23 protein-coding genes are annotated in these 22,620 nt (G+C 74.5%); 19 read left to right on the top strand and 4 right to left on the bottom strand.

Features of this window, described 5'->3' with window-relative positions:
- Window positions 1-6 precede the first annotated feature (6 nt).
- The 4 genes from FLX07_RS12650 (at window position 7) to FLX07_RS12635 (ending at window position 4,421) form a co-directional block, all read left to right on the top strand.
- Window positions 7-900, top strand: a complete 894-nt coding sequence (locus FLX07_RS12650; protein ID WP_142570906.1) for a serine hydrolase — start codon at window positions 7-9, stop codon at window positions 898-900.
- 130 nt (window positions 901-1,030) lie between these two features.
- Window positions 1,031-2,290 (top strand): NAD(P)/FAD-dependent oxidoreductase, encoded by a 1,260-nt coding sequence (locus FLX07_RS12645; RefSeq protein ID WP_142570904.1) that lies wholly within the window; start codon window positions 1,031-1,033, stop codon window positions 2,288-2,290.
- Window positions 2,291-2,387: 97 nt separating this feature from the next.
- Complete coding sequence (locus FLX07_RS12640) at window positions 2,388-3,353, top strand: sigma-70 family RNA polymerase sigma factor (RefSeq protein ID WP_229689578.1); 966 nt, start codon at window positions 2,388-2,390, stop codon at window positions 3,351-3,353.
- A 156-nt stretch (window positions 3,354-3,509) separates the two neighbouring features.
- Window positions 3,510-4,421 carry a LysR family transcriptional regulator gene (locus FLX07_RS12635; RefSeq protein WP_142570901.1) on the top strand — a complete coding sequence of 304 codons (912 nt, stop codon included), beginning with the start codon at window positions 3,510-3,512 and terminating at the stop codon, window positions 4,419-4,421.
- Window positions 4,422-4,508: 87 nt separating this feature from the next.
- Here the strand turns inward: FLX07_RS12635 and FLX07_RS12630 are convergent, their stop codons facing one another.
- Window positions 4,509-4,976 carry an SPW repeat protein gene (locus tag FLX07_RS12630; RefSeq protein ID WP_142570899.1) on the bottom strand — a complete coding sequence of 156 codons (468 nt, stop codon included), beginning with the start codon at window positions 4,974-4,976 and terminating at the stop codon, window positions 4,509-4,511.
- Between the two features lie 224 nt (window positions 4,977-5,200).
- Between FLX07_RS12630 and FLX07_RS12625 the strand changes: the two genes are divergently transcribed.
- Window positions 5,201-6,118 carry a DMT family transporter gene (locus FLX07_RS12625; RefSeq protein WP_142570897.1) on the top strand — a complete coding sequence of 306 codons (918 nt, stop codon included), beginning with the start codon at window positions 5,201-5,203 and terminating at the stop codon, window positions 6,116-6,118.
- Here FLX07_RS12625 and FLX07_RS12620 read toward each other — a convergent pair.
- Window positions 6,030-7,163, bottom strand: coding sequence for an MGDG synthase family glycosyltransferase (locus FLX07_RS12620; protein WP_142570895.1), 1,134 nt, complete (start codon window positions 7,161-7,163; stop codon window positions 6,030-6,032). The two genes, FLX07_RS12625 and FLX07_RS12620, sit on opposite strands and share 89 nt — an antisense overlap.
- Before the next feature lie 47 nt (window positions 7,164-7,210).
- On the opposite strand from FLX07_RS12620, the gene FLX07_RS12615 reads away from it, so the two are divergent.
- From FLX07_RS12615 to hpnH, 7 genes are all read left to right on the top strand, one after another.
- Entirely contained in the window at window positions 7,211-7,993 is a 783-nt protein-coding gene (locus tag FLX07_RS12615) for a polysaccharide deacetylase family protein (RefSeq protein WP_142570893.1), read from the top strand.
- A gap of 171 nt (window positions 7,994-8,164) precedes the next feature.
- Window positions 8,165-9,016, top strand: a complete 852-nt coding sequence (gene hpnC, locus FLX07_RS12610) for a squalene synthase HpnC (RefSeq protein WP_142570891.1) — start codon at window positions 8,165-8,167, stop codon at window positions 9,014-9,016.
- Window positions 8,991-9,965 carry a phytoene/squalene synthase family protein gene (locus FLX07_RS12605; RefSeq protein WP_229689577.1) on the top strand — a complete coding sequence of 325 codons (975 nt, stop codon included), beginning with the start codon at window positions 8,991-8,993 and terminating at the stop codon, window positions 9,963-9,965. The genes hpnC and FLX07_RS12605 overlap by 26 nt, the downstream gene beginning before the upstream one ends.
- On the top strand, window positions 9,962-11,386 hold the full coding sequence (gene hpnE / locus FLX07_RS12600; RefSeq protein WP_142570889.1) for a hydroxysqualene dehydroxylase HpnE: 1,425 nt from the start codon (window positions 9,962-9,964) through the stop codon (window positions 11,384-11,386). Before FLX07_RS12605 ends, hpnE begins: the two co-directional genes overlap by 4 nt.
- A complete protein-coding gene (shc, locus tag FLX07_RS12595; RefSeq protein WP_142570887.1) occupies window positions 11,383-13,329 on the top strand; it encodes a squalene--hopene cyclase in 1,947 nt (648 codons plus the stop codon). Before hpnE ends, shc begins: the two co-directional genes overlap by 4 nt.
- Window positions 13,326-14,867 carry a 4-hydroxy-3-methylbut-2-enyl diphosphate reductase gene (gene ispH / locus FLX07_RS12590; RefSeq protein ID WP_223853357.1) on the top strand — a complete coding sequence of 514 codons (1,542 nt, stop codon included), beginning with the start codon at window positions 13,326-13,328 and terminating at the stop codon, window positions 14,865-14,867. Before shc ends, ispH begins: the two co-directional genes overlap by 4 nt.
- Complete coding sequence (hpnH, locus tag FLX07_RS12585) at window positions 14,867-15,871, top strand: adenosyl-hopene transferase HpnH (protein WP_142570885.1); 1,005 nt, start codon at window positions 14,867-14,869, stop codon at window positions 15,869-15,871. The genes ispH and hpnH overlap by 1 nt, the downstream gene beginning before the upstream one ends.
- A gap of 30 nt (window positions 15,872-15,901) precedes the next feature.
- Here the strand turns inward: hpnH and FLX07_RS12580 are convergent, their stop codons facing one another.
- Window positions 15,902-16,657 carry an SDR family NAD(P)-dependent oxidoreductase gene (locus tag FLX07_RS12580; protein ID WP_142570883.1) on the bottom strand — a complete coding sequence of 252 codons (756 nt, stop codon included), beginning with the start codon at window positions 16,655-16,657 and terminating at the stop codon, window positions 15,902-15,904.
- Window positions 16,658-16,789: 132 nt separating this feature from the next.
- On the opposite strand from FLX07_RS12580, the gene FLX07_RS12575 reads away from it, so the two are divergent.
- From FLX07_RS12575 to FLX07_RS12555, 5 genes are all read left to right on the top strand, one after another.
- Entirely contained in the window at window positions 16,790-17,026 is a 237-nt protein-coding gene (locus tag FLX07_RS12575; protein ID WP_142570881.1) for a ribbon-helix-helix domain-containing protein, read from the top strand.
- Window positions 17,023-17,472, top strand: coding sequence for a hypothetical protein (locus FLX07_RS12570; protein WP_142570880.1), 450 nt, complete (start codon window positions 17,023-17,025; stop codon window positions 17,470-17,472). Before FLX07_RS12575 ends, FLX07_RS12570 begins: the two co-directional genes overlap by 4 nt.
- Window positions 17,473-17,581: 109 nt before the next feature.
- Window positions 17,582-18,550 (top strand): non-homologous end-joining DNA ligase, encoded by a 969-nt coding sequence (gene ligD / locus FLX07_RS12565; protein WP_142570878.1) that lies wholly within the window; start codon window positions 17,582-17,584, stop codon window positions 18,548-18,550.
- 93 nt (window positions 18,551-18,643) lie between these two features.
- The gene (locus tag FLX07_RS12560; RefSeq protein ID WP_142570876.1) at window positions 18,644-19,384 is read left to right on the top strand and encodes a VOC family protein; all 741 of its coding nucleotides are present in this window, start codon (window positions 18,644-18,646) and stop codon (window positions 19,382-19,384) included.
- Window positions 19,385-19,714: 330 nt separating this feature from the next.
- Window positions 19,715-20,254: a DUF1062 domain-containing protein gene (locus FLX07_RS12555; protein ID WP_208762185.1), complete on the top strand. Its 540-nt coding sequence runs from the start codon at window positions 19,715-19,717 to the stop codon at window positions 20,252-20,254.
- Between the two features lie 62 nt (window positions 20,255-20,316).
- On the opposite strand, the gene FLX07_RS12550 is transcribed toward FLX07_RS12555, so the two are convergent.
- Complete coding sequence (locus tag FLX07_RS12550; RefSeq protein WP_142570872.1) at window positions 20,317-20,550, bottom strand: hypothetical protein; 234 nt, start codon at window positions 20,548-20,550, stop codon at window positions 20,317-20,319.
- 182 nt (window positions 20,551-20,732) lie between these two features.
- Here FLX07_RS12550 and FLX07_RS12545 point away from each other — a divergent pair, with 182 nt between their 5' ends.
- Together FLX07_RS12545 and FLX07_RS12540 are read left to right on the top strand one after the other, a co-directional pair.
- A complete protein-coding gene (locus tag FLX07_RS12545; RefSeq protein WP_142570870.1) occupies window positions 20,733-21,926 on the top strand; it encodes a sensor histidine kinase in 1,194 nt (397 codons plus the stop codon).
- A complete protein-coding gene (locus tag FLX07_RS12540; RefSeq protein ID WP_142570868.1) occupies window positions 21,923-22,618 on the top strand; it encodes a response regulator in 696 nt (231 codons plus the stop codon). Before FLX07_RS12545 ends, FLX07_RS12540 begins: the two co-directional genes overlap by 4 nt.
- Window positions 22,619-22,620: the final 2 nt, after the last annotated feature.

Here is a 22,620-nt window from a genome sequence, read left to right as displayed (position 1 = left end):
GACGTCATGAGCGGAAAGGCCGCCGGCGGCACGGACTGCGCGGACGGCCGCACGCCGGAAGCGGTGCGGCCGGAGAAGGCGCGGCTGCAGGAGGCGCGGCTGGAGGAGGCGCGGCTGGAGAAGGTGGCGGCCGCCTGTCCGGGCACGCTGGCCGTCTGCGTTCCCGGGGTGCTCGGCCTGAACGAGGACGTGGTGCTGCCGCTGGCCAGCACCGGCAAGGTGTTGCTGCTCGCGGCGCTCGCGCAGGACGTGGCGGCGGGCGTCGTTGACCCGGACGAGGGCGTGACGCTGCGCGACGAGGACTACGCGGGCGGGTCGGGCCTGCTGACGGGCCTGTCGGCCCGCGATTGGACGGCCGGCGACCTCGCGCTGCTCACCGCCGCCGTCAGCGACAACACCGCGACCAACGCGCTGCTGCGGCGGCTCGGGCTCGGCCGGGTGGACGCGGCCGCCGCCGCGCTCGGGCTGACCAGGACCCGGATCCACGACATGATCCGCGAGCCCCGGCTCCCGGAGCATCCGCCGGCCTTCGCCTCGGGCACGGCGCGCGAGCTGGCGGGCCTGATGCGGTCGCTGGCGCACGGGCGTGAACCGTGGCAGCGGCTGCTGCTCGGCTGGATGGCGCACAACACCGACCGTGCGCTGGTGCCCGCGCTGCTCCCGCACGAGCCCGAGGACCGCGACCCGCCGGAGATCCTGCCGTACGCCGCCGGAGTCTGGGTGGCGAACAAGACCGGCACGGACGCCGGGACGCGGGCCGAGGTGGGCGTCATGGCCGGGGCGCGGTGGGAGGGCTACGCCGTGCTCGCGCACGGACCCGCGGGCCGCGAGCACGCCCTGGTCCAGGCGATCCGCCAGGCCGGTCTCGCCATAGCGGAGACCGTCCTCCCGGCCGGGTGACGCGGGCCGTCGCGAGCGCCTCGGGTGACGCTGCCGCCGCTGTGACCCAGGCCACATGGAGTTCCTGTCAGCAATCGGGGCGCTGCTCCGCTCAATTCACCGGAAGCAGGTGAACCGACAGGAGCATCACATGAAGCACCGCATCGTCGTACTCGGCGCCGGTTATGCCGGAGCCTACGCGGCCGGGACCCTGGCCCGCCGCCTGTCCCCCGCGGACACCGAGATCACCGTCGTCAACGCCGTGCCGGACTTCGTCCAGCGAATGCGACTGCACCAGTTGGCGGCAGGCCGGCACGTCGACGCGCCGAGGCTCGCCGACGTCTTCGCGGGCACGGGGATACGGCTGCGCGTGGCCCGCGTCACCGTGGTCGACCCCGAGCGCCAGGTCGTCGCCGTGGCCGATGACGGCGGCGGCGGCGAGCTCGGCTACGACACGCTTGTGTACGCGCTCGGCAGCCGCGGCGCAGGCCACGCCGTTCCCGGCGCGGCGGAGCACGCCTTCGACGTCGCCGCCAGGCCCTCGGCGCTGCGCCTGCGCGAGCGCCTCGACGGCATGGTCGGCAGGGTCGGCATGGTCGGCCAGGCCAGGGGCGAAGGCGGGCGGGTGGTGGTCGTCGGCGACGGGTTGACGGGCATCGAGACCGCCACCGAGATCGCGGAAGCCCGGCCCGGTCTGTCGGTGACGCTGGTCGCCCGCGGCGAGCTCGGCGCCCGGCTCTCCGCCGGGGCCCGCAGCCACCTGCGCCAGGCCTGCGACCGGCTGGGCATCACCGTCCTGGAGCACACCATCGTCGAAGCCGTCGAGGCGACGCGGGTGCTGTGCGCCGACGGCACCGCCCTGGCGTCCGCCGCGACCGTGTGGGCGGCCGGGTTCGCGGTCAGCCCCATCGCCGCCGTCGCCGGGCTGGAGGTCACCGAGAGCGGTCAGATCGTCGTCGATCGCACCATGCGGTCGGTCTCGCACCCGAACGTCTACGCCGTCGGCGACAGCGCCTACGCCATCGGCGACAACGGCCGGCCGCTGCCGATGTCCTGCGCTTCGGCCGCTTGTATCGGCCGGCAGGCTGTCGAGGCGATCGTGGGACGCCTGACCGGCCGCGCGATCGCGAACACCAAGCTGATCTATACGCTGAACCACATCAGCCTCGGACGGCGAGACGGGATCCTGCAGATGATCGGCGACGAGGGACAGGCAAAACCGAAGTACCTCGGCGGCCGGAAGGTCGCGAGGGCCAAGGCGGGCATACTCGCGATGTCGCTGTGGGCCACTTCGCACCCCACCTTCGGCATGCCCGGCCGCAAGCGCCACCTGGCCGGCGGCCCGCGCACCCGCCCCACCTCGACCGTCGCGGACACGGCCGCACAGCAGGCCACGCACGCGACGCCCTGACCCCCCACCACACACAGCACCCGCCGGCTCAGCAGGTGCCGTCGATCGGATCGCCGCCCCCGTTCACTTCTGAAACACCCGCTGGAGGGTGATCCTCGTGGACAGCACCGAGACGGAGCGCTTCGACACCGGCCGGTTCGAGGCCGACCGGTTCGAGGCCGGCCGGAACCGGCTGGCCGCACTGGCCTACCGGCTCTTGGGCTCCGCCGCCGACGCCGAGGACGCCGTCCAGGATGCGTTCCTGCACTGGCAGGCCGCGGACCGGCAACGGATCAAGGTGCCGGAAGCATGGCTGACCAGAGTCGTCACCAACCTGTGCCTCGACCGGCTCCGGTCGGCGCGGGCCCGCCGCGAACGCGCCGCCGGCGCCTGGCTGCCCGAACCGCTCCTCGACGGCGACCCGATGCTCGGCCCGGCCGACTCGTTCGAGCAGCGCGAATCGGTCTCCCTCGCCGTGCTGACGCTCATGGAACGCCTGTCACCCCTCGAGCGAGCCGTCTACGTCCTGCGCGAAGCGTTCTCCCACAGCCACGCCGAGATCGCGGAGATCCTCGACATCACCGAGTCCGCGAGCCAGCAGCACCTCCACCGGGCCCGGCGCCGCATCACCGCCACCCGCCGCGGCGGCGAAGTCGACCCGGCGTCCGCCCGCAGGGTCGTCGAGGAATTCCTCGCCGCCGCCGCCTCGGGCCACACCGAACGGCTGGTGGCGCTGCTCACCGACGACGCGACCGCGGTCTCCGACGGCGCCGGCCAGGCCGAGAAGCTGCTGTGGTACGACACTCCGCAGCGCATCGCCGCCGTCGTGCGAGCCGGCTTCAAACCCACACCCGCGAAGCGGCGCGTCGCCGGCGGCACGCCCGCCATCCACTACGCGCTCGTCAACGGCGCCCCCGCCATTCTCTTCGTGATCGACGACCGGGTTGTCCTCGCCATGACGTTCGACATCACAGGCGGCAAGATCGCAAGCGTGCGCGGCATCGCCGCCCCCACCCTTCTCGTCCGCCTCACCGAAACCTGGCGGCAGCACGATCCGGACCCGCCGCTCATCAGCCAGTGGTGACCGGGTGCCGACCGCGCGGCCAGGCGCGGCGGCCGCGTTTCACAGAAGGTCGCCCGTGAACACGCGCCGCCCGGCGGCGCGGTGGACGGCGCCACCGCGATGCATATGACCAGGTCTGATGCCGATTCGCCGATACTGGTCGCCGATACTGGGGGAATGCTCAGCAGCCACCGCCTCAAGGTGCTCCTGGAGGTCTTCAGAACCGGGAGCATCGCCGGAGCCGCCAAATCCCTGCGGCTGTCGCCCTCCGCCGTCTCCCACCAGCTCGCCCGGCTGGAGGAGGAGGCGGGGGTCGGGCTGGTGGAGCGGGCCGCGCACAGCCTGCGGCTGACAGCCGCGGGTCACCGCCTGGCCGGGCGGGCCCAGGAGGTGCTCGACCTCATCGAATCTGCCGAGAAGGACCTGCTCGCGCAGGCGCGGGCGGACGCCGGTCAGCTGCGCATCGGGTTCTTCGCCTCGGCCGGCTACCGGCTGCTGCCGATGGCGTTGTCGTCCTTCACCGCGCGTCACCCGGGCGTCGAGCTCGATCTGGTGCTCGGGCAGCCGCACGAGCTGCTGCCCGACGTGGAACGCGGCGAGCTGGACGTGCTGGTCGTGTTCGAGCACGCGTTGGATCCCTGGAAGGCGCCGAAGGGTGTCGAGGTCGTCCACCTGTTCGACGAACCGCAGCTCCTGGTCATGCCGCTCGGTCATCCCGCGGGACACCGGTCCCGCGTACGGCTGACCGACCTGGCCGACGAGCCGTGGATCACCACGTTCGGCACCGAGACCCCGGTGTCGGTGCTGGAGCGGGCCGGCGCCCTGGAAGGGATGACGCCCACCATCCGCTGCCGCAGCGACCACTACGAGGTGACGCTCGGCCTGGTCCGGGCCGGGCTCGGCGTGGCCCTCGTGCCGAGCCTCGGCGTGCAGGGCGCGGCGGGCATCCAGGTGTGCCAGGTGGAGGGACCCAAGCTCTACCGCCGGGTGGGCGCCGCCCTGCGCCCGACCAATCCCAATCCCGCGCTGCGCGCGTTCGCCGACTACCTCAGGGACGCCTCGGCCCGCCTCAGCGTCACCCTCCGATAGGTTGAGCGGCCGCGGAGGTTCCAGCGGCCGCCCGGACGTCCGGAAACGGCGCCCGGCCCGCCGGAAGGCGGGCCGGGCGTTCGTCCGTCACCAGTTGCCGAGCCTGCGCGTGCTTCCCTCGCCCCGCTCGTGCCGGCGGTACACCTGCGCCATCGCCAGCGCGGCGGCTCCCAGCGCCAGGGTCACGAGGCCGATCGCGACGTTGTTCCAAATGGTCGTCGCCGTGGCCTCACGTCCCCCGCGCAGCACAAACGGCGAGACGATCGCCCACACGCCGAGCAGCGGGAGAAGCCACCCCATGCCGTAGGTGCGCCCGTAGGCGGACGCGAGGCCCAGCGCGAGGGCGCTGATCACGAGGCCGATGATCAGGTTGTTGACGGTCATGCCCCGGAATCCGAAGAACCCGATGATCCACGGCGAGAGGGCCAGATACAGGCCGGCCAGGAAGGCCAGCCCCTCCAACACCTGGGCGGGGGCCGTCGAGCCCGCCCGATCGTAGGTCTGGCGCAGTTCGCTGACGTCGGGATGACGTTCGAGGCCGGTGGGTCCAACCATGTCTGATTCCGCCTTTCCTGCCGCGTGCGTTTGCGCCGACAGCCATACCCCCTTAAATCCTCGCATTCTCGATTTTGATTAAAATTACCGTACTTATTCGACATTGTCGGTTAAATACGTTTCGGGCCTATCCAAGCCGACATGCGGCGGGCAGAGCCGGGGAGGGTACCGATAAGCCCGGAAGGGACGGCCCGCGACGAGACCGGAAACGGGGCGCTGGGGTCATGATCGCTGTTGTCCTGGCGGTGCTCGCCGCGGCGGCCAACGCCGTCGCGTCGGTGCTGCAGCGCCAGGCCGCCCGCGGCGCTCCGGCCGACGAGGCGTTCCGGCTCGGCCTGATCTGGGACCTCCTGCGGCGGCCCGCCTGGCTGGGCGGCATCGCCGCGCTCATCGCGGGCTTCCTGCTGCAGGCGGGCGCCCTGACCTCGGGAGGGCTCGCGCTCGTCCAGCCCCTGCTCGTCGCGGAGCTGCCGATCACGATGCTCGTGGCGGGCTGGATGTTCCGGGTTCGCGTCACCCCGCAGACGTGGCTCGCCGTCGGCTCGCTGACGGCAGGCCTGGCCGCATTCCTCGTGGCGGCCTCACCCACCCCCGGTCGCCGGCTTCCCGGCGTGCTGACCTGGGTGGTCTCCGCGGGCGTGACCGCCGGGCTCCTCGCCTGCTGTGTGGCCGTCGCCATCGCCAGCGGCGGACCCGCCCGCGCGGTGCTGCTCGGGGTCGCCGCGGGCCTCGGCTTCGCCTACACCGCCGTCCTCATGAAGCGCACGGTGGAGGAGCTGCCGGGGGGCGTGCGGACGCTCGCCGGCTCCTGGTCGCTGTGGGCCATGGTGGCCGCCGGTCTGTGCAGCCTGTTCCTGCTGCAGAACGCCCTGCACAGCGGTCCGCTCGTCGCCGTGCAGCCCGCGCTGACCGTGACCGACCCCGTGGCGAGCACGGCGTACGGCGTGGCGATGTTCGGCGAGGACATCCGCACCGGCCCGTGGGTGGTGCCCGAGCTGACGGGCATGGCCCTCATCCTGTACGGCAGCGTGCTGCTGTCGAGGTACGCGCCGCTCACGGAGCAGGCTCCCATGGCCGGGGTACGGCATCGCCGGGGAGCAGGAGGCCGGGGAGGAGAAGGGACTCGGCCGGCGCCGAGGTGAACAGCGCGGCCGCCCGCGCGGTGAGCGCGCCCCGCCCGGGCAGACCGGGTTCGAGCCGGTCGAGCGCCCGCAGCAGGTCCGCGCGGCGCCGCGCGTGCACGCTCACCCCGGCGCGGGCCATCGCGAGCACACCGTCCCTGCCGTGCCCCGCGATGGGCCGGTAGGTGACGACCGGCACTCCCGCCGCGAACGCCTCCCTGCAGGTCAGCCCGCCCGCGTTGTCCACCAGCGCGTAGGCGGAGGCGAGCAGGTCCGCCAGGTCGTCCCGCCAGCCGACGGCGGCCCCCGCGCCGGCGCGGCCGAGCAGGCGCCCGAGGCGGCGGCGCAGCCGCTCGTTGCGCCCGCACAGCACGACGGGCGCGTACCGGCCCGAGCGGGCCAGGAGCCGGGCGGTCGCCGCCACCCGGCCGACCCCCCAGGACCCGGCGCACACGAGCACGATCCGGTCGCCGTCCCGCAGGCCGATGCGGGCCCGGACCTCCGCCACCGCGGCGCCCGGAGCCGCGAACCGGGGACGGACGATGGGGGCGCAGCGGAAGGCCGGGCGACCGGCGGCGGCCGTCACGGCGAGGGCCGTGGCCGTGTCCGGGCACAGGTAGCGGTCGTTGCCGGGGTGCAGCCAGAGGCGGTGCACGGCGAAGTCGGTCAGCACGACCACGCTCGGCACGGCCAGCCGCCCCCGCGCCCGCAGGTGGCCGGCGGCCTGCGCGGCCACGTGGAAGACCGGCACCACCACGGAGGGCCGGACGCGGCGCACCACCCGGGCCAGCCCGGCCGCGGCCACGACCGTCAGAGGCGAGGTGGCGGGGGCTCGGGGGGAGACGAAGAAGACGCGGTAGACCAGCGCGTACAGCCACGGCGCCCGCAGCATGACCCCGCGATACCACCACCGCAGGAGCGCGCCCAGCCGCAGCGGCAGCAGGGCGAGCACGTCCACGACCTCCGCGCGCGCGCCGGAGGCGGCCAGGCGGCGGGCCAGCTCCTCGGCCACGGCGTCGTGGCCCGCTCCCATCGAGGCGCTGACGATCAAAGCCCTGTCCCTCATGACCCTCCTTTCCGGGTGGGGGGAGGCGTGACGGACACTGGAATGCGATGAGACCTCACGCGCTCGTCGTCGCCGGGCCGGCCCTGCTGGCCGCCCTGCTGCATGCCGGGCCGGGGGCCACCTGGCTGCCTCCGGTCCGCCGTCTGCTGCCGTCCCTCGCCGGCGAGGGCGACCCCGGGCACGTGGCGCTGACCTTCGACGACGGGCCCGACCCCCGGTCGACCCCGCTGTTCCTCGACGAGCTGGACCGGCTCGGCTGCCGGGCGACCTTCTTCCTCCTCGGCGAGATGCTCGACCGCCACCCCGAGGCCGGGCGGAGCATCGCGCGGGCCGGGCACGAGGTCGCCGTGCACGGCTGGCGGCACCACAACGCCCTGGTCACCCCGCCGGGCAGGGTCGCGGCGGAGATGGGCAGGGCCGCGAGCCTCGTCACCGCCGTCACCGGCGCACGCCCGTCGTGGTATCGCCCGCCGTACGGCGTGCTGAGCGCCGAGGCGCTGCTCGCGGCCCGGTGGCACGGCCTGCGGCCGGTGCTGTGGACGGCCTGGGGCGAGGACTGGACGGAACGGGCCACGCCCGGCTCGGTGCTGCGCACCCTGGAGCCCGGCCTGCGCGGCGGGGCGACGCTGCTGCTGCACGACTGCGACCACACCTCCGCCCCGGATTCCTGGCGCTCGGCACTGGGCGCGCTCGCCGGCGTGGTCGGCCGCTGCCGCGCCGCCGGGCTCCGTGTCGGACCGCTCGGCGCCCACGGCGTGGGTGTACCCGGCGGCGTGCGGCCGCACCGGCGCCCGGTCCCGGCAAGCTTTTACCTGCGGCCGGAAGCATAAACACCCGGAAAAAAGACCACTCGCTCTCGGCGTTATTCTCGACCACTCTTTTGCTCTTTTTTCCTGATATCGTCCGGCCGCGTGCGCCGATTTTCCCGCGGGCTTGCCCATGCAAAGGCGCCTGCCGGGCCGTCGGGTTTTGTGGTGAATTGCGATGGAGATTCTTCAGACATGTCCGCAGCGGACGTACGCGACGCCGCGCGCCGGGAAAACTTCCCGGTGGCCTCCCGCCTGCTTCCGCGCGCGTACCGCCGCGACCTGATGGCCCTGTACTGCTTCGCCCGCTACGTGGACGACGTCGGCGACGAGGCGGACCCGGCCGAGCGCCCCGCCCTGCTCGACGCGGTGGAGGCCGATCTCGGCCGCCTGTACGCCGGGGGGAGCCCGCGGCTGCCCGCCGTGGGCGCGCTGGCGCCGCTGGTCGCCGGGCGGGGCGTGCCGCGGACGCCCTTCCTCCACCTCGTCGAGGCCAACCGGCGCGACCAGGTGGTGCGGCGCTACGACACCTTCGGGCAGTTGCTGGCCTACTGCGAGCTGTCCGCCAATCCGGTCGGCCGGATCGTCCTGCACGTCTTCGGCGTGGCCACCCCGGAGCGGGCGCGGCTGTCGGACCGCATCTGCTCGGCGTTGCAGGTGATCGAGCACTGTCAGGACGTGGGTGAGGACCACGCCCGCGGCCGCGTCTACCTCCCCGGCGAGGACCTGCGCAGGTTCGGCTGCCGCGCGTCCGACCTGGACGCCTCGCGCACCTGCCCGCGGCTGCGCCGGGCCGTCGCGCTGCAGGCCCGCCGCGCCGCCACCCTGCTGGACGAGGGGATGCCGCTGCTGGAGACGCTGAGCGGGTTCGCCCGCACCGCGGTCGCCGGGTACGTCGCGGGCGGCCGCGCGGCGCTCGCGGCGCTGGAGCGAGGCCGGCACGACGTCCTCGGCGGGGCGGTCCGCGCGCGCCGCCGCACGGTGCTGAGCGAGTGGGTACGCGTGCTGAAGGAGGTGAACGGTGACGGTTCCCGGCGCGATTCCTGATCCCGTTCCCGATCACCCGCCCGGCCCCGCGCTGCACCCCGTCACGCCCGCGTCCGTACCGGTGCCGGTGCCGGTTCCGGTGGCCTACCGGTACTGCGAGCGCGTCGTCCGCACCCAGGCCCGCAACTTCGCCTACGGCATCCGCCTGCTCGCCCCGCCCAAGCGCCGCGCGCTCAGCGCGCTCTATGCCTTCGCCCGGCGGATCGACGACATCGGCGACGCGGCCGGGCCGGTGGACGCGCGGCTGGCGGCCCTTGAGGAGGCGCGGACGGGGCTGCGCGCTCCGCGGCCGGACCCCGCCGACCCCGTCCTGGTGGCCCTGCGCGACACCGCCGTGCGCTTCCCCGTCCCGCTGGAGGCGTTCGAGGAGCTCATCGACGGATGCGCCGACGACGTCGCGGGCGCGCGCTACCAGTCCTACGAGGACCTGGTCGGCTACTGCCGGGATGTAGCCGGGTCCATCGGGCGGCTGTCCCTCGGCGTGTTCGGCCTCGCCGACGGGGCGGCACGCGGGGACGGGGCGCTGCGGCGGGCCGCGCGGCTCGCGGACGCCCTGGGCGTGGCGCTCCAGCTCACCAACGTGCTCAGGGACCTGCGCGAGGACCGGTGCGCGGGCCGCGTGTATCTGCCCGCCGACGACCTGCGCAGGTTCGGCTGCACGCTCGATCTGGACGCGTCAGGGGCGTTCGCCGACCCGCCGGAGCGGCTGGCTCGGCTCATCCGGTACGAGGCCGGGCGGGCGCTCGGCTGGTACGCCGAGGGGATGAGCCTGATCCCGCTGCTCGACCGGCGCAGCGCGGCCTGCACCGCGGCGATGGCGGGCATCTACCGGCGCCTGCTCGCCCGCATCGCCGCCGACCCCGGCCGGGCGCTGGCCGGGCGCGTGTCGCTCACGCCGTGGGCGAAGGCGATGGAGGCGGCGCGGGCGATCAAGGGAGCGGCCCGATGAACGGCCAGCTGAACGGCCCGGAGAACGGCACGGAGAACGGCACGGCGCACGGCACGCGGAGCGCCGGGGAGGGCGCGGCCGTTCCGCCCGTGGCCGTGGTGGGCGGCGGCCTCGCCGGCATCACCGCGGCCCTCGCGCTCGCGGAGGCCGGATGGCCGGTGACCCTGTACGAGGCGAGGCCCCGGCTCGGCGGCGCCACCCACTCCTTCACCCGGGGCGGCCTGACGGCCGACAACGGGCAGCACGTCTTCCTGCGCTGCTGCACCGCCTACCGCGGGCTGCTGGACCGGCTCGGCGGCACCGGGCGGGTGCGCCTGCAGGAGCGCTTCGACGTACGCGTGCTCACCCCGCACGGCGGACGGGGACGGCTGCGCCGGGCCGCGCTGCCCGGGCCACTCCACCTGCTGCCCGCGCTCGCGGGCTACCGCCTGCTGTCCCCCGCCGACCGGCTGCGCGCGGCGCGCGGCGCGTTCGCGCTGCGCGGGCTCGACCCGGCGGAGCCCGCCCTCGACCGGGCCGCGCTCGGCGGCTGGCTGGCCGAAAACGGCCAGCGGGAGACCGTGCGGCGGGCGCTGTGGGATCTGTTCGCGGTGGCCGCGCTCAACATCCCGGCCGACGAGGCGGCGCTGGGCCCGGCGGCGATGGTCTTCAGGACGGCCCTGCTCGGCCGCGCCGACGCCGCCGACATCGGCGTGCCGTCCGTCCCCCTGGGCGACCTGCACGGCGGCGCCGCGCTGTCCGCGATCGCCCGGCTGGGCGGCGAGGTGCGGCTGGCGGCGAAGGTCGAGCGGGTGCTGCCGTGCCTGCCGGGCCTGAGCGGACCCTCGATCCTCGTGGGCGGCGCGCGCGTCGGCGCGTCGGCCGTCGTCGTCGCCACCCCGCACGGCCAGGCCGCGCGGCTCGTGCCGCCGGAGGCCGCGCCGGACCGGGATGCCTGGGCGGGCCTCGGGGCGAGCCCGATCGTCAACGTGCACGTCGTCTACGACCGGCCCGTCACCCGGCTGCCGTTCGCCGCCGTCGTCGGCTCGCCCGTGCAGTGGATCTTCGACAGGACCGCCTCCGGCGGGCTGACCCGGGGCCAGTACCTCACCGTCTCGGTGTCGGCGGCGCGGCACTGGATCGACGTGCCCACGGCCGTGATGCGGGAGGTGTTCCTGCCCGAGCTGGAGCGGCTGCTCCCGGCCGCGCGGGCGGCGCGGGTCGTGGACCTGTTCATCACCAGGGAGCGGCGGGCGACCTTCCGGCAGGTCCCGGGCAGCGGGGGGTTGCGCCCCGGCGCGGCCACCCGGTGGCCCGGACTGTTCCTCGCCGGCGCGTGGACCGACACGGGCTGGCCCGACACGATGGAGGGAGCCGTGCGCAGCGGACTCCACGCGGCCCGCCTCGCCAGGCGGCATCTCGAACGGGAGCTGGCTCGATGACCGGCGTCACCACCGGCGTCACCGCCGGAGTCGAAACGGGAGTCGAAACGGGAGTCGCCACGGGGGTCGCCACCGGCGCCGCCCGCGCCGCGACCGCCCTGAAGGCGGCCCGCGACCACCTGCTCGGCCTGCAGGCGCCCGAGGGCTGGTGGAAGGGCGAGCTCCAGACCAACGTGACCATGGACGCCGAGGACCTCCTGCTGCGCGAGTTCCTGGGCGTGCGGACCGACGAGGAGACCGCCGAGGCCGCCCGGTGGATCAGGTCGCAGCAGCGTGAGGACGGCAGCTGGGCCAACTTCCATGACGGGCCCGCCGATGTGTCCACCACGGTCGAGGCGTACGTCGCGCTGCGGCTCGCGGGCGACCCGCCCTCGGCTCCGCACATGCGCGCCGCGGCGGCGTGCGTGCGCGGAGCCGGCGGCGTCGAGTCGGCCCGGGTCTTCACCCGGATCTGGCTCGCCCTGTTCGGGCAGTGGCGGTGGGAGGACCTGCCGGTCATCCCCCCGGAGATCATGTTCCTGCCGCCGTGGTGCCCGCTGAACGTCTACGACTGGGCCTGCTGGGCGCGGCAGACCATCGTCCCGCTCACGATCGTGACCGCGCACCGGCCGGTCCGGCCGCTGCCGTTCGGCCTGCCCGAGCTGCGCACCGGAAGGCCCGTGCGGCGGGCGCCGCGCACCGGCTGGGACGCGGCGTTCGCGGCCCTCGACCGCGCCCTGCACCGGTATGAACGGCGCCCGGTCGCCGGGCTTCGCCGCGCCGCCCTGAGGCGGGCCGTCGAGTGGGTCATGGCCCGGCAGGAGGCCGACGGCTCATGGGGCGGCATCCAGCCTCCCTGGGTCTACTCGCTGATCGCGTTGCACCTGAGCGGGTACGGCATCGAGCACCCCGTCATGCGCTCCGGCCTGGCGGGGCTGGACAGGTTCACCATCAGGGAGGACGGCACGCGCAGGCTGGAGGCGTGCCAGTCGCCGGTCTGGGACACCGCGCTCGCGATGACCGCCCTCCTGGACGCCGGCCTGCCCCGCGACCATGCCGCGCTCACCCAGGCGGGCGAGTGGCTGCTGCGCGAGGAGATCCGAGGGCCGGGCGACTGGACGGTGCGGCGTCCCGGTCTCGCGCCGGGCGGATGGGCGTTCGAGTTCGACAACGACGGCTACCCCGACGTCGACGACACGGCCGAGGTGATCCTCGCGCTGCGCCGGTTGCGCCGGCCCGACGCCCGGCCGGCGCTGGAGCGGGGGCTGCGGTGGATGGCCGGGATGGTCTCCCGCGACGGCGGCTTCGCCGCCTTCGACGCCGACAACACCCGCGAGCTGTGCCTGCGGCTGCCGTTCTGCGACTTCGGCGCGGTCGTCGACCCGCCGTCGGCCGACGTGACCGCGCACGTGGTCGAGGCGCTCGCGGTCGAGGGCATGGCCCGCTCCCCCGTCGTACGGCGGGCCGTGGTGTGGCTGCTGCGGGCGCAGGAGGCCGACGGCTCGTGGTTCGGCCGCTGGGGGGCCAACCACGTGTACGGCACCGGCGCGGTGCTGCCCGCCCTCGTGGCGGCCGGGGTGCGGCCGGGAGCCCCCTGCGTGCGGCGGGCCGTCGCCTGGCTGCGGGCGCACCAGCATCCCAGCGGCGGCTGGGGCGAGGACATGCGCTCCTACCGCGACCCCGCCTGGATCGGGCGGGGCGAGCCGACCGCGTCCCAGACGGCCTGGGCCCTCATCGGCCTGCTCGCGGCCGGGGAGCGAGGGCCGTCCGTGGACAGGGGCGTGGCCTGGCTGGCCGACACCCAGCGCCCCGATGGCACCTGGGACGAGCCGCACTACACCGGGACGGGCTTCCCCGGCGACTTCTCCATCAACTACCACCTCTACCGCCTCGTCTTCCCGGTCAGCGCGCTCGGCCGCTACCTGCGCCTGCACGAGACGGCCGGACCGGAGGCCACACCATGACCGATCTGGGCGACGCCATGACCGATCTGATCGTGTGCACCGCGCTGGGAATGGAGGCCCGGGCCGTCGCTCGCGGCCTGCGGCCGGAGCTCGGGGGCGACCATCCGCGGATCCGGGTCGTGCGGGTCGGGATGGGCCCCGACCGGGCGGCGCGCGCCGCGGCCCTGCTCCCGCCCGCCGCCGCCCTCGCCGTCACCGGCTTCGGCGGCGCCGTCCACGACGGGCTGCGCCCCGGGGACGTGCTCGTCGCCACCGAGGTCCGCTCCGGCGACCGGGTCTGGCCGTGCCCGTCGGCCCCGCTGCTCGCCGGAGAGCTCCTCCGCGCCGGGCTGCCGGCCCGCACCGGCCCGCTCGTCACCTCCCCGCACGTCGTCACCGGCCGCGGGCGGCACGCGCTGGCCCGCGAGGGCGCCTGCGCCGTCGACATGGAAAGCGCCCCGCTGGCCGAGGCGGCGGGGGCCCGGCCGTTCGCGGCCGTGCGGGTCATCGTGGACACTCCCGACGCGCCCCTGCTGAACCTCGCCACGATGGGCGGCGCGGTCGCCGCGCGGCGCACGCTCGCCCGGATCGGCCCGGTGCTGGCGCGCTGGGCGGCGGCGGCGGGGCCGCGGCGGGTCCTGCTGGCCTCGCCCCGCTCGTTCTGCGCCGGGGTCGAGCGGGCCATCGAGATCGTGGAGCGCGCGCTGGACCGGTTCGGCGCGCCCGTGTACGTGCGCAAGCAGATCGTGCACAACATCCACGTCGTACGCGACCTGGAGCGGCGCGGCGCGGTGTTCGTCGACGACCTCGCCGAGGTGCCGGAAGGCGCGGTCACCGTCTTCTCCGCGCACGGGGTCGCGCCCGCCGTGCGGGAGGAGGCGGGGCGGCGCGGGCTGCGCGTCGTCGACGCGACGTGCCCGCTTGTCGCGAAGGTCCACGCGGAGGCCCGCAGGTTCGCCGCGCGGGGCGACCTCGTCGTGCTGATCGGCCACGCCGGGCACGAGGAGGTCGAGGGCGTGCTCGGGGAGGTGCCCGGCGCGGGCGTGCTGGTCGAGGACGAGGCCGGGGTGGCCGACGCGGCGCAGAACGTGCCGTGGGGGCGCGGGGTCGCCTACCTGACCCAGACCACGCTGGCGGCCGACGAGGCCGGGCGGGTCGCGGCGGCGATCCGGCGGCGCTTCCCGGACGCCGAGGGCCCGCGCGGCGACGACATCTGCTACGCGACGACCAACCGGCAGCACGCGGTGCGGGCCGTCGCCGCGCAGGCCGACCTGGTGCTGGTCGTCGGCTCGGCCAACTCCTCCAACGCCCTGCGCCTCACCGAGGTCGCCGCGCGACAGGCGCCGCTCGCCCGCCTGATCGACGATCCGGGCGACATCGCGCTCGATTGGCTGCGGGGGGCGCGGACGGTCGGGCTGACCGCCGGGGCGTCCACCCCCGGCGCGATGGTGGACGCCGTCGTGGCCGCCCTCGGCGGGCTCGGCCCGCTGGAGGTGGAGGAACGGCGGGTGACCGAGGAGAACGTCGAGTTCACATTGCCGAAGGAGGTGCGGCCCTGATGCCGATGCCCGTACGCCAGAGTCTGCGTGTCGGTGCGTACATCCTGGCCCAGCGGCTGCGCCGGCGGGAGAGATTTCCCCTGCTGGTGGAGCTTGAGCCGTTGTTCGCGTGCAACCTGAAGTGCGCGGGCTGCGGGAAGATCCAGCACCCGGCCGGGGTGCTGAAGCAGCGCATGCCGGTCGAGCAGGCGGTGGCCGCCGTCGAGGAGTGCGGCGCCCCGATGGTGTCGATCGCCGGCGGGGAACCGCTCATGCACCCCCAGATCGGGGAGATGGTCGAGGAACTGGTGGCCCGCAGGAAATACGTCTTCCTGTGCACCAACGCGCTGCTGATCCCGCGCAAGATCGAACGGTTCACGCCCTCGCCGTACTTCGCCTGGGCCGTGCACATCGACGGCCTGCGCGAGCGGCACGACGCGTCGGTGTGCAAGGAGGGGGTGTTCGACGAGGCGGTCGCGGCGGTGCGCGAGTGCCGGCGGCGCGGCTTCCGGGTCACCACCAACACCACGTTCTTCGCCGGGGACAGCCCGCGCACCGTGATCGAGGTGCTCGACTTCCTCAACGACGACCTGGGCGTCGACCAGATGATGATCTCGCCCGGGTACGCGTACGAGAAGGCGCCAGACCAGGACTGCTTCCTGGGGGTGCGGCAGACGCGGGAGATGTTTCGCGCCGCGTTCGCGGGCGGCAACCGCAAGCGCTGGCGGTTCAACCACTCGCCGCTGTTCCTCGACTTCCTGGAGGGGAAGGCCGACTTCCCCTGCACGGCCTGGGCGATCCCGTCCTACTCGGTGTTCGGCTGGCAGCGGCCCTGCTACCTGATGGCCGACGGGTACGCGCAGAGCTATCGGGAGCTGGTCGAGGAGACCGACTGGAGCTCCTACGGTCGGGGGCGGGACCCGCGCTGCGCCAACTGCATGGCGCACTGCGGCTACGAGCCGACGGCGGTCTTCGCCACCCTCGGCTCGCTGCGCGAGTCCCTGCGCGCGCTGCGCGGCGCCTGAGCCTCAGGGGCTGAATCTCAGGGGCTGAACTCAGGGCCGCCCGAAGCGGCGGGCGAGGGCGCGGAACGCTCCGGGCGCGGCCCCGTGCAGGCGGGCGGGCAGCCGCAGCCAGGCAGGCACGTACACCTCGGCGCGGTCGCGCTCGACGGCGGCCGCGATGGCCCGCGCCACCCGCTCCGGCGGGACGGGCGCCGGCCTGCGGCGCGTGTACGGCCTGCCGCGCCGGGCGAAGAACGCCGTGTCGACCACCCCGGGCACCACGGACGTCACGCCGACGCCGTTCCCGTTCCCGTCGACGGCGGGCAGCTCGTACCGCAGGCTCTCGGCGAAGGCCAGCAGGCCCGCCTTGGTCGCGGCGTACACCGCCTCCTCCCGCACGCCCACCGCGCCGGCGATCGAGGCGACGTAGACGAGGTGACCCCGGCCGCGCTCCAGCATCCCGGGCAGCAGCAGCCGGGTGAGCCGCACGTGCGCCGTCAGGTTGACCGCGATCATGCGTTCGGCCGTGCCGCCGGGCATCCGGGCGAGCGGCCCGCTCCAGCCCTCGCCCGCGCAGGCCACCAGCACGTCCACCGGTCCCGCGCGTACGGCGAGGTCGGCCGAGGGGTCGGACAGGTCGGCGGGCACGACCTGCCCGCCGGTCCTGGCGGCGACGCCGGCGAGCGCCTCCTGGTCGCGCCCGGACAGCACCAGACGCGCGCCGCGCGCCGACAGCTCCAGCGCCGTGGCCGCGCCGATGCCCGACGACGCCCCCGTGACGAGCACCCGCGCCCCCGCCAGCCGCATGCGCCCCACCCCCTCGCCCCGGGTCGTACCCCGTGGTTTCCCGCGACGGGGTCTCCCGCCACGGGATTTCCCGCGAAGTGGTTTCCGCGAACCGGTGGACCACCGACGGTATGACTGGGTAGCCTGCCAAGTATGACCAAGAAGATTACGATCTCTTTGCCGGACGAACTCGCCGACGAGGCGCAGGCGTCCGGCAACGCCTCGGCCTACATCGCCGCGGCGCTGCGGGAGCGGCGGCGCATCCAGGGCGACCTGGCCATCATGGCCGATTTATGGGGGCCGGGCTGGCAGGACGGGATCACCGATGACGACAGCGCCCGCGCGGCGCGCCTGATGACCGGCGGCGACGCCACGGCGGACGCCGCGTGAGCGACCCCGTCCCACCGGCCGGCGCCCTGTCCGGCCACGTGCTGGACCTCGACGCCGTGGTCCACCTGATCGAGGGCAAGAGCATGTACGGCAGGGCCGTCGTGCGGCAGTCCTCGGCGCACGGCGTCACCCTCCTCGTCCCCGCGCTCGCCGTCCAGGTGCTGTCGCTGGGCCCCATCCAGCCCCGGCTCGAACGCTTCCTGCGCATGTCGATGGTGGTTACCGGCGCGCTCTCCCCCGACGACGCCGTCGAAGGCGGGCCGTACGCGCAGGCGATCATGACGAGCCTGCGGCGCCACCGGCCGTCCGCCGCCGACGCGCTCCTGCCCGACGTCCTGGTGGCCGCCCACGCGGCCGTCCACGCCACCCGCCGCAGCTGGCGGATCATCACCGCCACTCCCTATCTGTACGAGGGCCTCGGCGTCCGCCTGGAGATCCTCCCCTAGACGAGCCCGCGCTCCTGACCATGACGGCGACTACGACGGCCGCCACGACGGCCGCGGCCCTGCCGCCGGCAGGAGGTACGCGCCGGGCGTGCCGGGGTACCAGCAGGGCATGGCCGCCCTTCCGGCGTACACGCCGATGATGGCCCGGCTCGGGCCGCTGCCCGAGCCCGAGGGCGGCTACGCGTACGAGATGAAGTGGGACGGCGTCCGCGCGCTCGGCTACGTCGAGGACGGCACACTGCGACTGGTCTCCCGCAACGCCAAGGACATCACCGCCGCCTATCCCGAACTCGCCGGCCTGGCCGGAGCCACGGGCGGGCACGCGGTGGTGCTCGACGGGGAGATCGTCGCCTTCGACCAGCAGGGCAGGCCGTCGTTCGAGGCGCTGCAGCCGCGCATGCACCAGCGCAACCCGCTGAAGATCAGGCAGCTCCTGGTCACCACGCCCGTGACCTACCTGCTGTTCGACGTGCTGCACGTCGATGCCGCGACCGCGATCACGATGACCTACACCGAGCGGCGCCGGCGCCTGGAGGACCTCGTCCACGCCGGCCGCCACTGGGCCGTCCCGCCCTGCTACGCCGACGGCGGCGAGCACGCGCTGGCCGACTCCCGGCGACTGGGGCTGGAGGGCGTCGTGGCCAAGCGGCTCGCCTCGCCCTACCACCCCGGCCGCCGCTCCCCCGACTGGGTGAAGGTCAAGAACGTCCGTACGCAGGAGGTCGTCGTCGGCGGGTGGCGGGCCGGGGAGGGCCGCCGGGCCGGCACGGTCGGCTCGCTGCTCGTGGGCGTCCACGACGACAGCGGCCGCCTGCGGTACGCCGGCAGCGTCGGCACCGGCTTCACCGACGAGGCGCTGCGGCGGCTGGGCGAGCGCCTGGCGCCGCTGCGCCGGGACACGCCCCCCTTCGGCGACATTCCCAGGGAGGAGGCCAGGGGCGGCCGGTGGGTGGACCCGGTCCTGGTCGGCGAGGTGCAGTTCGCCGAGTGGACGGGCGAGGGGCGGCTGCGCCACCCCTCCTGGCGGGGCCTGCGCGACGACAAGGAGCCCGGCGAGGTCGTCCGCGGGGAAGGATGAACGCCGCAGTCGCGGCACTCCGCCGGGCTGCCGGTCGGCCGGGCGGTCCCGCCCGAAGCCGCGGGCATTCACTCGGCCGTAGGGTTGGGCGGCATGGCGCTGCGACTTGTTCAGGTGAATTTCAAGGCTCGGGATGACGCGGCCCTCGGCCGGTTCTGGGCGGAGGCGCTGGGCTGGGGTGTTTTCAGCGAGGGACCCTGTGTGACAGGCGTTGGGCCCCTGGGTTTCGTCTGGCCGGACCCCGCCGCCGTCTGCGTCTGTGTCGTCACCGTCCCGGAGCCCGAAACGGTGAAGTACCGCGTGCACCTCGATCTCGCCACCACCTCCGCGGCCCATCAGGCGGAGCTGGTCGCGCGCCTGAAGGAGCTCGGTGCGACGCCCGCCGACGTGGGCCAGGGCGACGTGCCGTGGACGGTCCTGGCCGACCCGGAGGGCAACCTGTTCTGCGTGCTTGAGCCTCGGGAGATCTACCGGGACACCGGGCCGATCGCCACGGTGGTGGTCGACTGCGCGGACCCGCGGGCCGTGGCCCGGTTCTGGGGCCAGGCGACGGACTGGACCCTGCACGAGGTGACCGACGATCACGCGCGGCTGCGCTCGGCCACGGGTGTCGGGCCGTACCTGGAGTTCCTGCGCACCACGCCCGGGGAGAAGACCGTGTGGAACCGGGTCCATCTCGACCTGCTGCCCTACCCCGGTGACGACCAAGCGGCGGAGGTGGCCCGCCTGCGGACCCTCGGCGCGACGCCCGCCGACGTCGGCCAGGGCGATGTGTCGTGGATCGTCCTCGCCGACCCGGAGGGCAACGAGTTCTGCGTCCTCGCTCCAGCCTGACGCGAGCCTTCCCGGCCCGCACCGTGGGCACCGGTGAGGGCGACCGGCCGGGCCTCGGCGACACCGTCGAAGTTCCGGCCGGAAAACCGTTTGAGCCCTCCGCCCGTAGTCCCATAGGGTGCCGGCAGCCCGTCGCCGTGAGGACAGAGGACAAGACCGCGTGACCCCGCCTGCTCTTCAGATCTGACACCTTCTTCCGCCCACCTGTAGCCGACGCTCCCGTCGGTTCTGCCGGGCTGCCCTTGTGCGCCCGGTCATACGGCGTCTGAGGCCGCGCGTAATCGGCCTCGTGTCAGGTCTTGAGAGATCATGTCTTCACATCCTCATATCATGCTGCCCTGGGTCGTCCGCCGGACCACGCTGCCTCTGCTGTCGTTGCGGTGCGTGGACTGCGGGTCGCAGTCGGCCACCACCGGCGAGGGCAGGTTCCGCGTCAACGCCAACGGCAAGCTGCTGGACGTGTGGCTGCTGGTCCGCTGCGTGTCCTGTGATCGGACGAGCAAGCTCACCGTGCACGAGCGGGCGCCGGTCAGATCCCTCGATCCGGCCGAGCTCCACGGCTACCGCGTCAACGATCCGGAACTGGTGGCGTCCACGCTGCTGGATCCGCTGCTCGCCCGGCGGGGCCGCTTCACCCTGGACTGGACGGGGGCCTGGCGGCTGGACACCCCGTCCGCACGGCTCGACGACACGTGGCCGGTCCGGGTGGAGGTCGTCTTCGACGATCCGGTGCCGGTGCGCCCGGAACGGCTCATCGCGCACGGGCTCGGCCTCAGCAGGAACGAGGTACTGCGCCGGATCAAGTGCGACATTCCGCTGCGCCGTTCGACGAGCACCGGCTTCACCTTCACCGTGATGGCCGGAGACTAGCCGGGCGGGCCGGGCGGGCCACCCAGCCCGCCCGGCCTCAGCCGGCGCCTCGGCGCCGCCGGTCAGGCGTCCTCGTCACGCCTCCACGCGGCGGCGAGGACGACGGCGCCGACGACCGCGACGAGCAGGTTGGCGTAGATCTCATAGCCGGTCAGGAAGTCCAGGCGCGGGATGACCCGGCGGTTGAAGACGTTGAGTATCGCGCCCCAGAACGGCTGCACGGCCAGGTGGTCGATGGTCCCGCTGATGCCCGCGGCGACCAGGAACGCCCCGGCGAGCCGGATGACTTCACGCATGGCGCCGACGCTAGGGAACGGCGCACCCGCCGGGGATCGGGCGTCGGCATGCTCCCGTCCGGCGAAGGTCTCCGGCCGGGAGGCAGTCCGTCCGACCGAAGTCGGACGGCGCCCGACTTCGGTATGGTCTTCGCCGCTCGGCCGTGGGCGCGCCGCCTGGCAGGTCGTACGCTGCGGAGGTAATGGATCCCTCCGCCGCCCCCCGGCACCGGCGAAACCGGCGCGACTGGCTCGTGGACTCGGCGATGTTCGTCCTCGCCGTGGCCTTCACGCTTCTCACATCGGCGGACCGCCTCGACACCGCGCCGCTGCCGCCGGCGTGGCTGTTCCCCTTCGACCAGTTCGCAGGCGCGCTCGCCTGCGCCGCGTTGTGGCTGCGCCGCCGGTGGCCGGTCGGGCTCGCGGTGACGCTCGTCGCGCTGTCGGCCGTCTTCGAGATGGTCGCGGGCCCGATGCTGGCCGCGCTCTTCTCCGTCGGGGTCCACCGCCGCCCGCGTACCTCCGGGACGGTGTTCGCGCTCAGCGTGCTCGCCGCGGCCGTCTTCACATATCTGCGCCCCGACCCGGACCTACCGCCGCTCGCGATGCTGATGCTGGGCCTGGCCCTCCAGGGCGCGGCGGTCGGCTGGGGGCTGTTCGTCCACCACCGGCGGCGGCTGGTGCTGGCCCAGCGCGACCGCGCGGCCCGGATGGAGACCGAGGCGAGGCTGCGGGCCGAGCAGGTGCAACACCAGGTGCGCGAGGCGATCGCCCGTGAGATCCACGACGTGCTCGGCCACCGGCTGTCACTGCTGAGCGTGCACGCGGGGGCGCTGGAGTTCAATCCCGGCGCCGACCCCGCCGACGTCGCCCGCGCGGCACGGGTGATCAGGGAGAGCGCCCACCAGGCCCTGCAGGATCTGCGCGAGGTGATCGGCGTGCTGCGCGCCCCGACCGGCGAACCCTCCGCGCCCACGCGGCCCGGCCTGCCCACCCTCGCCGACCTGCGAAAACTCGTCGCGGAGTCGGGGCAGGCGGGCATGCCAGTCGAGCTGTGCGACGACCTCGGCGCGCGCGAGACGGTCCCGGACCGGACGGGCCACACGGCCTACCGCGTCGTGCAGGAGGCCCTGACCAACGCGCGCAAGTACGCGCCGGGCGCCGGTGTCCAGCTGCGGCTGGCGGGCGCGCCCGGCGAGGGCCTGACGGTCGAGGTGGTCAACGACGTCCCCGCCGCCGTCGCATCGGACGCCGCCGGCGGGGGCCACGGCCTCGCCGGCCTGGCCGAGCGTGTCACGCTGGCAGGGGGACGGCTGGAGCACGGGCCCGTGCGTCGCGACGGCGACGGGGGCCCGGGTGGCTGGCGCGTGCGGGCCTGGCTACCGTGGCCTGCATGATCGCGCCAGAAGCCGCGCCGATCGGCGTGCTCATCGCCGACGACGATCCCCTGGTCCGGGCCGGGCTCGTGATGATGCTCGGCGGCGCCCCGGACATCCGCGTCCTCGCCCAGGCCGGTGACGGCGCCGAGGTGCTGCCGCTGGCCGGCCGGCATCACCCCGACGTGGTGCTGATGGACATCCGGATGCCGGTGATGGACGGCCTGGCCGCCACCGAGGCGCTACGCGCCCGCGACGGCGCGCCCGAGGTGATCGTGCTGACCACCTTCGACGCCGACGAGCACGTGCTGCGCGCCCTGCGCGCGGGGGCCGCCGGGTTCCTGCTGAAGGACACCCCGCCGGGCGAGATCGTGGAGGCCGTCCGCCGGGTGGCCGCCGGCCATCCGGTCCTGTCCCCGGCGGTCACCCGGCGGCTCATCGCCCGGGTCGCCGAGGACGGACAGGACCGGCGCCGGGCCCGCGCCCGGGAGCGCCTGGCCCTGCTCAACGACCGGGAACGGGAGGTCGCGGTGTCGGTCGGCCAGGGCAGGCCGAACGCCCAGATCGGCGCCCTGCTGCACCTCAGCGTCCCCACCGTCAAGACGCACGTGTCGAGCATCCTCGCCAAGCTCGGCCTCAACAACCGCGTCCAGATCGCCCTGCTCGTCCACGACGCCGGGCTGCTCGACGACCCGCACGGCACCGGCGGCTGACG

Origin of the sequence: Microbispora bryophytorum, assembly GCF_006874465.1 — a bacterium.
GTDB classification, from domain to species: domain Bacteria; phylum Actinomycetota; class Actinomycetes; order Streptosporangiales; family Streptosporangiaceae; genus Microbispora; species Microbispora bryophytorum.
This window is presented reverse-complemented; position numbering and strand designations above follow the sequence as displayed.